A 15,122-nucleotide genomic window follows, 5' to 3' on the forward strand; every position below is an offset into this window, starting at 1 on the left:
ACACGGAGTGCGCGAAGCCTGGGGGAGAGTTTCATCAGAACACCTTTTGGGCCTGGATGAAGAGGCGGGGGTTGTGGCCGCCGCCGTCGGACTGCGCCGGCCGCGTGCCCTGGCGCCATGCCAGCGTGGCGTTGATGCTGAAGTTGCCGGGCCGCGACCACGAGATGCCGAAGCCGAGGCCGCGCAGGCTGATGTTGTTGGCGGTGTCGAAGGACGTCGGCGCACGCGCCAGCTTGCCGCGCGAGGCGTCGTAGAACGCGAAGGGCGTGAGTTCCTCGTTGTACGACCAGCGCCACTCGGCGGTGCCGATCAGCCCCTGGTCGACCAGCGCCTCGTCGGACGAGTAGGCCCGCACCGCGCGCGGGCCGCCGAGCGCGAGCTTCTCCGAGGCATCGAGGTTCTTGCTCGCCCACTGGCCGCCGAGCGCCAGGTAGAGCGAGTGGCGCGGCAGGATGGCCTGCAGGCGCGACATCTGGAAGGTCAGCTTGCTGAAGCCGCCTTCGGTGTGGTGGCCGGTGACGCCCTGGTCGAGAGACAGGCTCTCGCCGTCGCGGATGTCCAGGTTGCCGTGGTAGAGCGTGCCCGAGCTGGCCCAGTAGCCGCCGCCGAACACTTCGTCGCGCCGCTCCCAGGTCCAGCCGAGGCCGAGCCCGTGCACGCGCTTCTTCGAGGTGAACGAGACCGCATCGAGCTCGTCCCTGAGGTCTTTCACGTCGGCGCCCAGGCGCAGGAACAGGTTCTGCTGGCGCTGCCGGATCAGCGGGTAGTTGAGCGAGACGTCGAGCACGTTGGCGCGGCCCTGCGCATCGAGATCGGCGAACTGGCCGCCCAGCGAATAGCTGATGCGCGACAGGCCGATGCCGGCGCGCAGGCCGCTGGTGCCGATCGGCGCCTCGTAGGCCAGCCGGCCGAGCTGCAGCTTGTCGCCGTCGGACACCAGCACGCGCGCATCGAGGTTGTCGCCGATGCCGAAGGGGCTCAGCCAGCGCACCGTGCCGCCCACGCGGTAGCGGCCCGATTCCAGCGTGCCGTAGTTGTCGGCCTCGGCCGCGAAGGCGAAGCGCGGCGCCGCGGCGACCTCGACGCTGAGGTCGGTGGTGCCGGCCTGCACGCCTTCCTGCAGGCCCGAGGACACGCGCACGCCGGGCTGGTCCGACAGCAGCAGCATCGCACGTTCGTAGCGCTGCGCGTTGACCGCCTGGCCGGGTGAAAGCGGCGCCAGGAAGCCGCGCACGCGCGCTTCGCCGAGCGGCGCATCGGGCGCGACCGCGACATCGATCTTGCCCAGGCGGCCTTCGATGATGCTGATCTCGACCACGCCGTCGCGCACCGTCTGCACCGGCACCACGGCCTGCGCGAGGAAGTAGCCGCGCTCGCGGTACCTGGCGGTGATGGCCTGCGCCAGCGATTGCAGGTCGTCGAGCGTCACCTCGCGGCCGATGTAGGGCTGCGTGGTGCTGCGCAGCTCCTCGTCGGTGAGCGCCTGCGCGCCGTTGAGCCGCAGGTCGTTGAGCTTGAACGAGGCCGCCGGCGCGGGCGGCGCAGGCAGGCTTTGCGGCGCGGCCGGGGCCTGCGCGATCGGGCGGTCGCAGCTGCCGCACGGGTCCTTGGTCGGCCGCAGCACCGGTGCCGCGTCGTCCGCCGCATGCGCGCGCTGCGCGGCGACGGCCAGGGCCAGCGCGACCAGCGATCCCGCGGCCAGCGCGACCGGATGCAATGAACGGGCGTGTCGTGCGTGAATGGGCGTGCGCTTCATCCCGGCGCCCCCACCTTCAGACGCCAGTTGCCGATCAGGTTGAACGGCGCCCAGAAAAATGGATGCGACATGCGGGGTTCCTTCAGTACGGCCAGCTGGCCGGCCTGCATGGCCAGCTGGATATCCTTGCCCTTGGCCAGCTCGGCATAGAGCGTGCTCATCAGGATCTCGGTCGCGTCGTCGGACACCGGCCAGAGCGAGGCGATCAGCGTCGAGGTGCCGGCCGACAGGAAGGAGCGCGTGAAGCCCAGCACTTCGTCGCCCTTCTCGATGCGGCCGAGGCCGGACTCGCAGGCCGACAGCGTGACCAGCGCATTGCCCTGCATCGGCAGGCCGAGGATCTCCTGCGCCTCGAGGAAGTTGTGCTGGCCGTTCTCGTTGGCCAGCAGGATGCGCGAATAGAGCGGATCGACCTGGTCGGCTTCCGCATGCGCCGCCACGTGCAGCAGCGGCGCGCGCGAGGCGACCTCGCGGAACTGCGTCTTGGTCGCCGCGGCACCCATGTAGACGCTGTTGCGCGGGAAGGACTTCGCCAGCTGCCTGACCTCGGCCTCGGCGCCGGGCAGGTCGTACTTGTCCTCGATGCGCGGGTTGCCGAAGGCGGTGAGCACGGCATCGACCTGCGGCGAACGCTGCGCCAGCCGCACCGCGATGCTCATCGACGGCGCGACCGAGACGGGGTGCGTCTCGATCACGTAGCGGCCGTCGAGCCGCAGTGCCTGGAAGGGCAGGTAATGCAGCGGCCCGTGCGGCACGATGATGAGCCGCTCGCCGGCCGCGAGCCGGAGCGGGCCGAGCAGCGCGGCGCCGAGCTTGTCGGCATTGGCGATCGCCGCGCGGCGCCCGCGCACCACCGAGTTGCGGAAGGTCTCGACTGCTTCGTTCAGGTCGTCGCGCTTGATCGGGATGCTGGTCGCACGGATGTCGGTCGGACTCACGACCCAGACCTGCAGGCGCTCCGGCAGCGAATGGAACTGCACCACGCGCTCGTCCGGCCGCAGGGTGCGCTGCAGCGTCGCGAGGTCGACCGTGGCCGCGGCTTCCTCGCTCACGCGCGCGCGGCCGCGCACGGCGTCGAGCAGCGCGCGCGAGCGGCTGCGCTCGCTGACCTCGAAGGCGCGGCGCGTGTCGCCGATGTCGCTGTAGAGCCCGACCCCGCGCTCGAACACCGTCTGCAGGTCCGAGAACAGCCCCATCTTGAATTCCTCGCTGCGGAACTTGGCGCGCACGCCGTCGACGTCGCCGAGCGCATGGCCCACCGCTTCGGCCGCGGCCTGCTTGTCGCCCAGCGCGAGATCGCTCTGCGCCACGCCGTCCCAGGCCCAGAGCTGGAAGTAGCCGCTGTCGACGCCGGCCTGGCGCGTGGTCAGCTGGCGGTAGAGATCGCGTGCCTCGGCCGGCTTGTTCTCGGCCAGCAGCAGGCGCGCGCGGGTGCGGTCGAGCTGCGCGGCCAGCGAGGCCTCGCGCGGCGGCGGCAGCGTGCCGAACAGCTGCCGCGCGCGCGGCGCGTCGCCCGATTCGATCAGCGCGTTGACCAGCGAGGCCTGCACCAGCGGCGCATAGCGCTGCGAGCTGTTGGCGAGCGCCGTGTCGTAGCTGGTCACCGCGATCGCGTAGTCGCCGCGGCGCGTCTGCACGTCGCCGATCACCTTGTAGGCCGGCCCGACCACCAGCTTGGGATCGCGCGCCGGATGCTTGAGCGCCTCGCGCGCGAACTCCTCGGCCTTGTCGAGCTGGCCCGAGTAGCTGTAGACGATGGCCAGATCGCGGTTGGCCATCGCCAGCAGGTTCGGGTCGCGCGTGGTGTTGGCCAGGTGCAGCGCCTTGCTGGCGGCGCGCACGCTCTGGCGGAATTCGCCGGCCTCGGCCAGCGCGACGGCCTGGCTGCAGTACTGGTAGCCCGAGAGCTTGATGCTGTCCTGCGCGTAGAGGATGGCGCCGTCGTTGGTCAGCGCGAGCAGGGTGTCGGTGTCGGCGAGCCGCGCCTGCTCGGCCTTGTTCGCCGCCGCCTCGGCGTCGGGCGCCTGCGCCGCTGCCCATTGCATCGCGGCGAGTGCGCCGGCGCCGAGCGCCAGCACGATCCACCTGCGCGCGCGGCGCGCCCATCCGAAGCTCGACAACCGTTCCATTCGACCCCCGCGCGCTGCCTGTAGGCCCGCAGTGCGCGAACCACCGACGCCGCGAAAGTGCGCGCCTCTCAGACCTCGTGCTGAAAGTCTAGGAGCGGGGTCCGACCCCGCCTATTCGCAATACGGTCTAGCGCAAAGGGCGTAGGCCCGGTCCATCCCCGGCCCGGCGCGGGCCGGGCCTTCGAAAACGGATGCGATCCGCCGTGCGCCTCAGTGCGCCGCGCGATGCCAGCCGGCGCTGTAGTCCTTGTCGGTCAAGAGCGTCCACAGGGCCAGCGCCGCGATCACGATGCCGGTGACGACGGCCGCGAGCATCGCGTCGCGCTGCATGCTGAAGTCGAGCACCCAGGGCGAGGCGATGAGCCACAGGCCCAGGATGCCTTCGCTCCATTCCTCCCATGCGCGCGGCACGAAGATCGCGCCCAGCGCGGCCGCGATGAGCAGCAGGCCGACGAGGACCGCGTTGCTCATCGCGTTCATCGTGTCCTGGAAGCCCAGCGCCCAGGGCGAAAGAATGACCCATACGCCGAGGATGGCATTGACGAGGTCCTGCCAGTGTTTCAGTCGCTTCATGATCGCACCTCCTATGGCCGGCCGGATGCCGGCAGGTGTTGGATCGGGCGCGGGCGGCGATGTTCCTGGCCGATGCGCCTCAGGCCGGCACGGCATCCACGTTCGGCCGGTCCCAGTGCCGGTGCTTCGCGATTGCGGCGATGAAGTCCTGCGCGATCTGCGTCGCGGCCGTGCTGTCGCCGAGGTTGGTCACCGGCGTGGCGGCCACCACCACACCGGGCGGCGGCGACTTCTGGCCGGGGCCGATGCCCAGCGTCGCGAGCAGCAGTACGCCCTCGCCCACCGTGCAGATCGCCTTGCAATGCTTGTAGGCCTCGAGCACGAAATGCACTGCATCGCCGTTGCGCGCGAGCGCCTCGACGCCGTGGCTGCCGGCCGGCACCAGCACGGCGTCGAACATGATCGAAGGCATGTTGACGAAGGTGGCATCGACCCCGAGCTGCCGCTTCGACGCGCTGGCGACGGTGCCCAGGCGCGGGCCGACCATCCTGCATTGCGCGCCGGCCGCCTCGATCGCTTCGCGGATCGGCTTGAGCGAGGCCGAGTCGATGCCGTCCGCGGCCAGGATCGCGACCTTGCGGGTCTTCACCGAACCGTCGCCGGTGTCGAGCATGCTGAGCGCCGGCGATTCGGAGATCGGCAGCGTGTCGCGATGGTCGCGAAAGCCCGCGCGGCCGGCTGCCGCCTTGGCGTCGGGCGCGCCGATGCCCAACGGCTCGGCCACGCGGCGCGCCAGCTTCTCGTCGACGTGCACGAGGTTGTCGACCATGCGCTGGCGGATCGCCGGCACCGCGACCTTGGACAGCTCGAAGCGGAAGGCCGCGATGATGTGTTCCTTCTCCGGCACGCTCTGGCTGTTGAAGAAAAGCCGCGCCTGGGTGAAGTGGTCGTCGAAGGACGGACTGCGCCGCCGTACCTTGGGCGGCTCGATCTCCTCGGGGAAGGACTGGAAGCCGGCGCTGCCGCCATCGACCCGGAACTCCTTGCCGTCGGCCAGCGAGTTCGGCTCGTACGCGACCTGCCCGCGCGCGATGGTCTGGCGGTGCATGCCGTCGCGCTGGAAGTTGTGGAACGGGCACACGCCCTTGTTGATCGGCAGCTCGTGGAAGTTGGCGCCGCCCAGGCGCGAGATCTGCGTGTCGGTGTACGAGAAGAGACGCCCCTGCAGCAGCGGGTCGTTCGAGAAATCGATGCCCGGCACGACGTGGCCCGGATGGAAGGCCACCTGCTCGGTCTCGGCGAAGAAGTTGTCCGGATTGCGGTTGAGCACCATGCGGCCGATCTTCTGCACCGGCACCATCTCCTCGGGCAGCAGCTTGGTCGGGTCGAGCAGGTCGAAGCCGTAGGCATGTTCCTTGTTGGCCGGGATCATCTGCACGCCCAGTTCCCATTCGGGGAAATCGCCGTGCTCGATCGCTTCCCAGAGGTCGCGGCGATGGAAGTCGGCATCCTTGCCGGCGATCTTCTGCGCCTCGTCCCAGAGCAGGCCGTGGATGCCGAGCCTGGGCTTCCAGTGGAACTTGACGAAGTGGCTCTCGCCGCGCGCATTGACAAAACGGAAGGTGTGGATGCCGAAGCCTTCCATCATGCGCAGGCTGCGCGGGATGGCGCGGTCCGACATCGCCCACATCAGCATGTGGGTGCTCTCGGGCATCAGCGAGGCGAAATCCCAGAAGGTGTCGTGCGCGCTGGCGGCCTGCGGCATCTCGTTGTGCGGCTCGGCCTTGACGGCGTGGATCAGGTCGGGGAACTTGATCGCGTCCTGGATGAAGAACACCGGGATGTTGTTGCCGACCAGGTCGTAGTTGCCTTCGCGCGTGTAGAACTTGACGGCGAAGCCGCGCACGTCGCGCACCGTGTCGGCCGAGCCGCGCGAGCCGGCCACGGTCGAGAAGCGCACGAACACCGGCGTCTTGACCGCCGGGTCCTGCAGGAAATCGGCCGAGGTGAACTGCGACATCGACTTGTAGACCTCGAAATAGCCATGCGCCGCCGAGCCGCGTGCATGCACCGCGCGTTCGGGGATGCGCTCGTGGTCGAAGTGGGTGATCTTCTCGCGCAGGATGAAGTCCTCGAGCAGGGTCGGTCCGCGCACGCCGGCCCTGAGCGAGTTGTGGTTGTCCGGGATCTGCAGGCCCTGGTTGGTGCTGAGCTGCGCGGCGGGGCTTGTGGTGAAGGCGGCCAGCTGGTCCTGCTTGGCATTGCTGCCGTCGCTGGTCTTCGGGCGACGGGCAGCCGCCTTGTTCTGTGACGTCATCGGAATTCTTTCAGTAGAGAGGAGAAGCGGCGCCTCCCGGCGCCGCGGTATCAGCGGGCTTCCGCTTCGAAGAACATGTCCAGCACGCTGACCACCGCCACCACGCCGACCAGCCCTGCCGCGACGGCAACCGTCCAGACCAGGAAGTTGCCGATCCACCCATCGCTCAGGACGCCGGACAACGAGGAAAACTCCATGATTCGCTCCAAGGCCTTCGATTGAACAAGCGGCATGCGGGGCAGGCATGCCACGGACGGTGCACCAGCTTAGGTTCAGGCCGTGCGCAAACCCGTAGTGGCCGCGCGCCCCGGGGTGTGGGAGCGGCGATCTGTTCACGGTAGGAGCACACTGACGGCCTCGTGCTGCGTCCCCCGCCTACGCGGCTTCGGGCTGGTTTCGGCGCGGCGGCACGGCATCGATCGATAGGATGCGCCGAAGGCCGGCATCAAAGATGCTTGCATCGCCTCACTGCTTTCAACAGGACGACTGCCGCAACATGCTCATCCGAATCGGCTACGACATCGAACTCGGTGTCACCGCGCCCACCGCGCTGATCTACATGCTGCAGGTGCATCCGTCGCGTGCCGCCGACATCCCGGCCGGCGAGGCGATCACGATCAGCCCGCCGCTGGCCACCGACCACTACCGCGATGCGTTCGACAACCAGTGCGCGCGCGTGCATGTGCCGCTCGGTGTCGGCAGCGTGCGGCTGCGCAACACGGCGGTGGTGCACGACAGCGGCCTGCCCGATCCGGTCGACGCCGGCGCGATCGAGCACGCGCCCGCCGATCTGCCCACGCACACGCTGGCCTTCCTGCTGCCCAGCCGCTACTGCGAGGTCGACAGCGAGCTGCTGCCATTCGCCTGGGCCCATTTCTCCGGCACGGCGCCGGGCTGGCCGCGGGTGCAGGCGATCTGCGATTTCGTGCACCGGCACCTGCGCTTCGACTACCAGCGCGCACGCGCCAACCGCACCGCGCTCGAGGCCTGGCGCGAACGAATCGGCGTCTGCCGCGACTTCACGCACCTGGCCGTCACGCTGTGCCGCTGCATGAACATCCCCGCCCGCTACGTGACCGGCTATCTCGGCGACATCGGTGTGCCGCCGGTGCCCTATCCGATGGACTTCAGCGCCTGGTTCGAAGTCTGGCTCGGCGATCGCTGGCACACCTTCGATGCGCGCCACAACACGCCGCGCATCGGGCGCGTCGTGATCGCGCGCGGGCGCGATGCGGCGGACGTGCCGATCACGATGGTGTTCGGTGTCAACAAGCTTCAGCGCTTCGATGTGGTCACGCAGGAAGTCAACGCTTGAGGTGGCGTTGCACCCTCACGGCGGCGCATGGCCCAGCTTCTTCATCGCCGCGCCCAATCCCTTGCGGCTGGCGTCCATCGCGGCCCAGGGCCGGTTGCCGACGGCGAGACGCCCGGCCGCGTTGCGCACGGTCCATTGCGCGGCGCTCTGCAGCGCCGGCAGCTCGTCCCAATCCAGCGGCACCGAGATGCCCAGCCCCGGACGCGAACGCGCCGACCACGCGCTGACCGTGGTCGCGCCGAAGCCGTTGCGCAGGTAGTCGACGAAGATCTTGCCGACCCGGTTGCGCGGACCGCTCCTGGCCACGAAGCGATCGGGAATGGTCTCGGCCAGATGCGCGACCACGGCCTGCGAGAAGCCCTTCACCGCGTCCCACCCGTAGCGGCGGCGGATCGGCACCACCACGTGCAGGCCCTTGCCGCCGCTGGTCTTGAGAAAGGCCGGCAGGCCGAGCTCGGTGAGCAGCGTCCGGACCAGCAGCGCGGCCTCCTGCATGCGCGCCCAGGCAACGCCTTCGCCCGGATCGAGGTCGAAGGTCATGCGGTCGGGCTGGCCGATCGCGTTCGAGGTCGCGTTCCAGGTGTGGAATTCGATCACATTCATCTGCGCGGCCGAGAGCAGCCCGCGTTCGGCATCGATCTGCAGCAGCGGATCATGGTCGGGGTCGAGCGCTGGATCGAGCAGCTTCACGCCGGGCAGCTCGCTTTTCTGCGCATGCTTCTGGAAGAAGAGCTCGCCGCCGACGCCATCGGGCGCGCGCACCAGCGCGACCGGCCGGCGCTTCAGGTGCGGCAGCATGAGCGCGCCGACCTGCGCGTAGTAGGCGACCAGCTCGCCCTTGGTGATGCCGCTCGCCGTGTCGATCACGCGCTCGGCGTGGGTGATGCGCATGTCCATGGGTTTCGATGCTCCTCGACGGGGCCCACGCGCGGCCGGCGCGGCGGCGGCGCAAGCGATGGATGAAAGGGCTTGCGGCGTCTCGCGCCGGACCTCGGCCGCAGGCTTGTCGATGCGCAGGCCCTGGAAGGCCGAATGGCGAATGCGCCCTTCGTGCGTCCACGCGCCGAACACCACCTCGGCCACCAGCACGGGCCGCACCCATTGCGCCTTGACGCCGGCGGGCCGGGTCGCGAACGGGCAGTCGCCGGTCTGCTCGCGGTCGAGCCTGGCCTTGATGTCCTTCAACCGGCCGGCATCGAAGCCGGTGCCGACATTGCCGCAGTACTGCAGCGCGCCTTCGTCGTCGTACACGCCGAGCAGCAAGGCGCCGAAGCCCGTGCGCGCGCCCTTGGGCGCGGTGTGGCCGCCGATCACGAACTCCTGCCGCAGCTGATTCTTGAGCTTGATCCAGTCGGGCGAGCGCCGCGACACATAGCCCGAGCCCTTGCGCTTGCCGACGATGCCCTCGAAGCCGAGGCGCGCCGCGGAAAGCAGCAGGTCGCGCGGCGCGGCCTCGAAGGCTTCGCTCAGGCGCAGCGGCGACGGCGGCCTGTCGCCGAGCAGCGCGGCCAACCGCGCCCGGCGTTCTTCCACCGGCATGGCGCGCAGATCGCGGCCGTCCAGGAAAGGCGCATCGAAGAGCCAGTAGACGATGGCGTTCGTCGACGCGCGGTCGAAGGCATTCTGCAAGGCCTGGAAGTCGGGCGCGCCCTGCGCGTTCTCGACCACGATCTCGCCGTCCAGCCAGGCCGAACGCGTGGGCAGCTTCGCGAGGGCCTTCGCCAGCGCGGGCAGCCTGTCGGTCCAGTCGTGGCCGTTGCGCGTGATGCAGCGCACCTTGCCGCCGTCGATGCGGGTCAGCAGCCGATAGCCGTCGAACTTGAGTTCGTAAAGCCAGTCGCCGGGCGATGCGGGCGGCGCGGCGACCAGCGTCGCGAGCTGCGGCGAGAGCTCGGGCGGCAGCGCCGCCTTGGGTGCCGGGTTCTTGGGCGCGGCGGGCTTCGGCGCCGTCGCCCTGGCGGCCTTGGCCGCCGCGGACGTCTTCTTCGGTGCGGAGGCCGGCAGGTCGTCGACGCCGCGGCCGCTCAGCACGCTGTCGGGCAGCGCTCGGACCACGTCGTAGTCGGCGAGCGGCCGGGCCGCGTCGTCGTGCTCCTTGATCAGCAGCCACGGTTCCTGCTTCTCGCCATGGCCGCGCATGCGCACCAGCGTCCAGTGGCCATGCAGCTTCTCGCCGCGCAGCTCGAACTTGAGCTTGCCTTCGGCGAGCGCCCGGCGCGCGTCGCCCTCGGGCAGCCACTCGCCGCGGTCCCAGACGATGACGCTGCCGGCGCCGTACTGCTTCGGCGGGATGGTGCCTTCGAAGTCCGCATAGGACAGCGGATGGTCCTCGACGTGGACGCCCATGCGCTTGACGCTGGGATCGAGGCAAGGCCCCTTGGGCACGGCCCAGCTCTTCAGGGTGCCGTCGAGCTCGAGCCGGAAGTCGTAGTGCAGATGGCTCGCATGGTGCTTCTGGATGACGAAGGACAGCACGCCCTTGCGCTGCCTGCCGCCGGCCCGAGGCTCCGGCGTGCGCGCGAAGTCGCGCTTGCCGTGGTAGCGGGCCAGCGATTCGCGCGCGCTCGCGTGAGCCATGGCCTCTGGCCTCAGGCTGCCTTGCGGCGCGGCGCCGACTTGGCCGTCGCGCGCTTGGCGGCCGCCTTGCGTGCGGCCGGTTTCCTGGCACTGCGGGCGCCGTCATGGTCGTCGCCATCGTCCGCCGCGGCGGCCTTGCCGCCCTTGCGCAGGCTGCGTTGCAGCAGCTCGGTGAGATCGAGGATCTTCGCGCTGCCCGGTCCCTCTTCGATCGGCTCGGGCTGGGTCACCTGCTCGGTCTGGCCGGCTTCGACCTTGCGATCGATCAGCTGCATGATCTCGTCCTTGAACGAGTCCTTGAAGGCATCGGGATCCCAGTCCGAGCTCATGTCATCGACCAGCTGGCCGGCCATCTTGAGCTCGCGCTCCGACAGGCCGGCCTGCTTCGCGTTCTCGGACGGCAGCGGCAGATCCTTCCACGAGCGGATGTCGGCGCCCCAGCGCAGCAGGTTCAGCACCAGCCCCGGGCCGACGGGCACCAGCACCGCGAGGTGCTGTTTGGTCTGGATCACGACGCGCGCCACGCCGACGCGGCCGCTGCGCTGCAAGGTTTCGCGCAGCAGTGCGTAGACCTTGGCGCCGCGGTGGATCGGCGCCACGTAATAGGGGCGCTCGAGGTAGACGAAGGGAATGCCGTTGGCGGGAACGAAGGTCTCGATCTCGATGGTCTGCGTGGTCTTGGGATAGGCGGCGGCGATCTCCTCGTCGCTCAGCACCACGTACTGGCCATCCTCGTACGCGACGCCCTTCACGATCTGCTCGCGCTGGATCTCGCGGCCGGTCTTCTTGTTGATGCGCTTGTAGCCGACCGGGTCCATGGTGCGCTTGTCGAGCCAGTCGAAATCGATGCCGTGGTCGACCGTGGCCGAATACAGCGCCACCGGGATGTGGACCAGGCCGAAGCTGATCGCACCCTTCCACAACACGCGCGGCGCAGGGGTCTTGGATGTAGCCATGGCGAGAACCTCCAGCCTTGTAAACTAAGTCGCGTGGCCGCGCGCCGGTGTAGGAACGCGGCGGCGCGCGGCGTCAGGGCCGGACGCGGCCGGCGCGCCGGCGATGCCGAAAAACCGACTCGCGAACCCCAACTGCGGATCCTCCATTCACCCATGAAGAAACATGCCGTCCTGGTCACGCTGACCCTCCTGAGCACCTTCAGTGCCTGGGCCCAGCGCGACGCCTACGTGTACGAGAACGACCGCCGCTATTGCGCCAGCGGCAGCTCCGGCGTCGACTTCGACCGCTGCATGCGGCGGCTTCGGCATGACCGCGAGCGCAATGAGCGCGACAGGTACGAACAACGCGAATACGACGGCCGCCGGCAGTGGGCGCAGCCGCCGGCGCCGCCGCCCCCTCGGCAGTGGGAAGGCCCGCCGCCGGCCGAGCGGCCGAGGCTGAGCGACATGCAGCAGCGCGCCCTGGACAACTGCGCCATGCTGGCGCCGCGCGACCAGCCCCGATGCCGCGCGACGGTGATGTCGACCGTGCGCTGAGCCCTCAGGACGCGCGGGCCGGCGGCGCTGGCCGCTGCAGGTCGCGCTCGCTTTCGACCGCGAAATAGAACCACTCGGTGCCGGGCAGCGCAGCCGAGTTGGGGAACACGATGAAGCCGTCGCGCGCGGCATGCAGCATGCTGCCGTCCTCGCGCACGCCGATCGGCTCGCCGCGCGCGACCGGATCGAAGGTGGCCCACTCGCGCACGAACTGGTCGTCCTCGTGCTGGCGGTCGGTCACGCTGACGAGCCGCAGCAGCGTCGGCCGTGCCGGCGGCGCCGCATCCGGAACCGGCGCGACCATGCCGAGCAGCCGCAGCGCCGCGAGGATCGCCGCCTGCGCGACATCGGGCGCGGCCGGGTCGGCATGCTGGCCGCATTCGAGCGTGACGCCATAGCCGCCGCGGCTTCGCATGTACTCGTTGGTGCCCCAGCCGAAGGCCAGCGCCGCCTCGTCGGCCGGCCGGCCGCCGGCACGCTGCGCCAGCCCCGCGGCATAGATGTCGAGCCAGCCCTCGACCACGCGCGAGGTGCCCAGATGCAGCGCGAGCTGGCCTTCCTCGAAGGCGCGCGCGAAGGGCTCGAGCGTGCCGCTGTTGTCGCGCGGGCCGATCATCGCGAAGGCTTCGCCCTCGCTCTGGAACGAATGCAGGTCGAGCAGCACGTCGTGCTGGTCGAGCAGCGGGCACAGCACATCGGTGATGCGACCTTCGTAGTCGGCGGGACCGTCGCCGGGCCGGCTGGGACGGAACAGGCGGTTGAGGTTGCGCTCGCCTTCGCGCCGGCCGAGGCGCCGTGCGAGCGGATTGGCGACCGGCACCATCGTCAGCTGGCCGCGCAGCAGCTGCAGCGCGCCGGCATCGAGCTCGGCCAGCGTGCGCTCGATGCCGACGGTGCCGCAGGTCTCGTCGCCATGCACGCCGCCGATCACGATCAGCCGCGGGCCCGGCTGCAGGGCGGCGAAGCCATGGATGCGCAGGGTGTCGCCGGCGATCGGGTCGATGCGTGGAACGGTCATCTCGCTGGCCATCCTACAGGCCGGCCTCGGGCGGTCCTACCGTGTTTTCGCTATCAGGCCTTGCGCACGGCGCCGAGTTCGGCGTGCATCGACGCGATCACGCCCGCATAGTCCTTCGCGCCGAACACCGCGCTGCCGGCCACGAAGGTGTCGGCGCCCGCGCTCGCGATGCGCGCGATGTTGTCGACCTTGACGCCGCCGTCGACCTCCAGCCGGATGTCGCGTCCGGTGGCGTCGATGCGCTTGCGCGCGAGTTCGATCTTGCGCAGGGCCGAGTCGATGAAGCTCTGGCCGCCGAAGCCGGGGTTGACGCTCATGATCAGGATCAGGTCGATGTCGTCGATCAGCCAGTCGAGCACTTCCAGCCCGAGCCCCGGATTGAAGACCAGCCCCGCCTTGCAGCCGGCCGCCTTGATGGCCTGCACGCTGCGGTGCGCATGCGGCGATGAATCCGGGTGGAAGCTGATGTAGTCGGCGCCGGCCTCGGCGAAGGCGACGGCCAGCGCATCGACCGGATGGATCATCAGGTGGACGTCCATCGGCACCGGCGTGCCGTCGGGCTTCTGCGCGTGCGGCTTGAGCGCGCGGCAGACCATCGGGCCGAAGGTGAGGTTGGGCACGTAATGGTTGTCCATCACGTCGAAGTGAATCCAGTCGGCGCCGGCCGCGATCACGTCGCTCACTTCGGCGCCGAGGCGCGCGAAATCGGCCGAGAGGATGGAGGGTGCGATACGAAACGGGCTGCTCATGGTGACAATTGTCGCAGGGCAGGCTCCAATGTAGGCTGCGTCGGGCATTCCGATGCGTGCCGGCCCGGCTCGAAGGCCATTCGCAAATCGGAGCGAGGAAAAAAACAATGAGTCCTGATACACCCCTGCTTGCAGGCCAGATCGTCGTGCGCGTCTGCCTGTTCCTGGCGGCCGCCATCTCGCTGTTCGGCGGTTCGCTCCAGATGGTTCTCGGGCAGCCCGACACCAGCCCGCGTCTGGACAACGTCCACCGCTTCATGGCCGGCATCTATTTCTCGATGGGCCTGATCTGCATCTGGACCGGGATCACCGTGCGCCAGCAGGACGTCCTGATCTACCTGATCGCATTCGGCATCCTGCTCGGGGGCATCGGCCGGCTGGTGTCCATGCGCAAGGTCGGGCTGCCCGAGCCGAGGGCCGTGTGGCTCGGCTACCTGATCCCGGAACTGGTCCTGCCCTTCGTCATCGCGATCGCGCACTGCGCGGGCAGCTGAAGTCGCGGGCCCATGGCCCGATGGCAGAATTCCCCGCATGCCCCAAGTCCAAGTCACCGTCGCGAACCTCAGCGGACATGCCCAGACCGTCCATGTGTTCGACACGCTCCGGGGCGGCACGCGCCCCGTCACGGGCAGCCCGTTCTCGCTCGGCCAGGGCGATCGATCGGCGCCTTTCGGCGTCAATGCCGACCCGCGCGGACACGGCCTGGTCGCGTTCCGGTGCGCCAGCGGCGTCACCTCGTCGGGCATCGAGGTGAGCGAAGGCGCGAACATCGCCATCCGGTGACGGGTTGCGGCCACCATCAACTCCCCAGACCGACCGAGGAACGAACACATGTCGATGGCGCTGCACCCACGGGCCCTGGCCGGGATGAGTCTCTTGCTGATGAGCGTTGCATCGGCGCAGCCCATCGAGCGCCGGCCGGTCGAGCCCGCGCACGAAGCGGCGCCGGTCTTCACGCGTGCGCGCTTCACCTCTACGCACGAAGAAGCCGACGGCAGGCTCTATGTCCGATTGAAGCTGCTGCCGAGGTCCAAGATTCCGTTCACCACCCAGACCTTCCGCGTGGCCGACCGCGCGCTGCTGGCGGGCATTCCCGAAGGCGCCTGGGTCGAGTTCACCTCGAGGCACGTCGAAGGCGAGAACCGGGTGACGGCGATCCGGGCCGTTGCAGAATGCAGGCGCTTTCAGACCTGCTGACCGGGCCGCCGTCGTCGAGGCGTCCGCCGGCGGACGCTGCGATCCCGGAACGGCCAAC

General features: G+C 69.5%; 14 protein-coding genes. 5 read left to right on the forward strand and 9 right to left on the reverse strand.

Annotated features, from left to right (window positions below; translation table 11 throughout):
• Positions 1–34: 34 nt before the first annotated feature.
• The 5 genes from E5P2_RS25200 to E5P2_RS25220 form a co-directional block, all read right to left on the reverse strand.
• Entirely contained in the window at positions 35–1,756 is a 1,722-nt protein-coding gene (locus E5P2_RS25200; protein ID WP_162569827.1) for a ShlB/FhaC/HecB family hemolysin secretion/activation protein, read from the reverse strand.
• Positions 1,753–3,885 (reverse strand): CHAT domain-containing protein, encoded by a 2,133-nt coding sequence (locus tag E5P2_RS25205; RefSeq protein WP_162569828.1) that lies wholly within the window; start codon positions 3,883–3,885, stop codon positions 1,753–1,755. The genes E5P2_RS25200 and E5P2_RS25205 overlap by 4 nt, the downstream gene beginning before the upstream one ends.
• A 210-nt stretch (positions 3,886–4,095) precedes the next feature.
• A complete protein-coding gene (locus E5P2_RS25210; RefSeq protein ID WP_162569829.1) occupies positions 4,096–4,458 on the reverse strand; it encodes an SPW repeat protein in 363 nt (120 codons plus the stop codon).
• Between the two features lie 79 nt (positions 4,459–4,537).
• Positions 4,538–6,715: a catalase HPII gene (gene katE / locus E5P2_RS25215; RefSeq protein WP_162569830.1), complete on the reverse strand. Its 2,178-nt coding sequence runs from the start codon at positions 6,713–6,715 to the stop codon at positions 4,538–4,540.
• A gap of 50 nt (positions 6,716–6,765) precedes the next feature.
• Positions 6,766–6,912, reverse strand: a complete 147-nt coding sequence (locus tag E5P2_RS25220) for a hypothetical protein (protein ID WP_174262698.1) — start codon at positions 6,910–6,912, stop codon at positions 6,766–6,768.
• Positions 6,913–7,211: 299 nt separating this feature from the next.
• Between E5P2_RS25220 and E5P2_RS25225 the strand changes: the two genes are divergently transcribed.
• The gene (locus E5P2_RS25225; protein WP_162569831.1) at positions 7,212–8,030 is read left to right on the forward strand and encodes a transglutaminase-like domain-containing protein; all 819 of its coding nucleotides are present in this window, start codon (positions 7,212–7,214) and stop codon (positions 8,028–8,030) included.
• A gap of 15 nt (positions 8,031–8,045) precedes the next feature.
• Here E5P2_RS25225 and ligD read toward each other — a convergent pair whose 3' ends face one another.
• Together ligD and ku are read right to left on the reverse strand one after the other, a co-directional pair.
• Positions 8,046–10,607: a DNA ligase D gene (gene ligD / locus E5P2_RS25230; protein WP_162569832.1), complete on the reverse strand. Its 2,562-nt coding sequence runs from the start codon at positions 10,605–10,607 to the stop codon at positions 8,046–8,048.
• 11 nt (positions 10,608–10,618) lie between these two features.
• Entirely contained in the window at positions 10,619–11,563 is a 945-nt protein-coding gene (ku, locus tag E5P2_RS25235) for a non-homologous end joining protein Ku (RefSeq protein ID WP_162569833.1), read from the reverse strand.
• 153 nt (positions 11,564–11,716) lie between these two features.
• On the opposite strand from ku, the gene E5P2_RS25240 reads away from it, so the two are divergent.
• Positions 11,717–12,100, forward strand: a complete 384-nt coding sequence (locus E5P2_RS25240) for a hypothetical protein (protein WP_162569834.1) — start codon at positions 11,717–11,719, stop codon at positions 12,098–12,100.
• Between the two features lie 4 nt (positions 12,101–12,104).
• Here the strand turns inward: E5P2_RS25240 and E5P2_RS25245 are convergent, their stop codons facing one another.
• Positions 12,105–13,118 (reverse strand): succinylglutamate desuccinylase/aspartoacylase domain-containing protein, encoded by a 1,014-nt coding sequence (locus E5P2_RS25245; RefSeq protein WP_162569835.1) that lies wholly within the window; start codon positions 13,116–13,118, stop codon positions 12,105–12,107.
• Positions 13,119–13,171: 53 nt separating this feature from the next.
• A complete protein-coding gene (gene rpe, locus E5P2_RS25250; RefSeq protein WP_162569836.1) occupies positions 13,172–13,867 on the reverse strand; it encodes a ribulose-phosphate 3-epimerase in 696 nt (231 codons plus the stop codon).
• 107 nt (positions 13,868–13,974) lie between these two features.
• Between rpe and E5P2_RS25255 the strand changes: the two genes are divergently transcribed.
• The 3 genes from E5P2_RS25255 (at position 13,975) to E5P2_RS25265 (ending at position 15,064) form a co-directional block, all read left to right on the forward strand.
• Positions 13,975–14,361: a DUF4345 family protein gene (locus E5P2_RS25255; protein ID WP_162569837.1), complete on the forward strand. Its 387-nt coding sequence runs from the start codon at positions 13,975–13,977 to the stop codon at positions 14,359–14,361.
• Between the two features lie 37 nt (positions 14,362–14,398).
• Positions 14,399–14,650 (forward strand): hypothetical protein, encoded by a 252-nt coding sequence (locus E5P2_RS25260; protein ID WP_162569838.1) that lies wholly within the window; start codon positions 14,399–14,401, stop codon positions 14,648–14,650.
• A 99-nt stretch (positions 14,651–14,749) separates the two neighbouring features.
• Entirely contained in the window at positions 14,750–15,064 is a 315-nt protein-coding gene (locus E5P2_RS25265) for a copper-binding protein (RefSeq protein WP_232080845.1), read from the forward strand.
• Positions 15,065–15,122 lie beyond the last annotated feature (58 nt).

This window comes from Variovorax sp. SRS16, from assembly GCF_901827165.1.
Taxonomy (GTDB): domain Bacteria; phylum Pseudomonadota; class Gammaproteobacteria; order Burkholderiales; family Burkholderiaceae_C; genus Variovorax.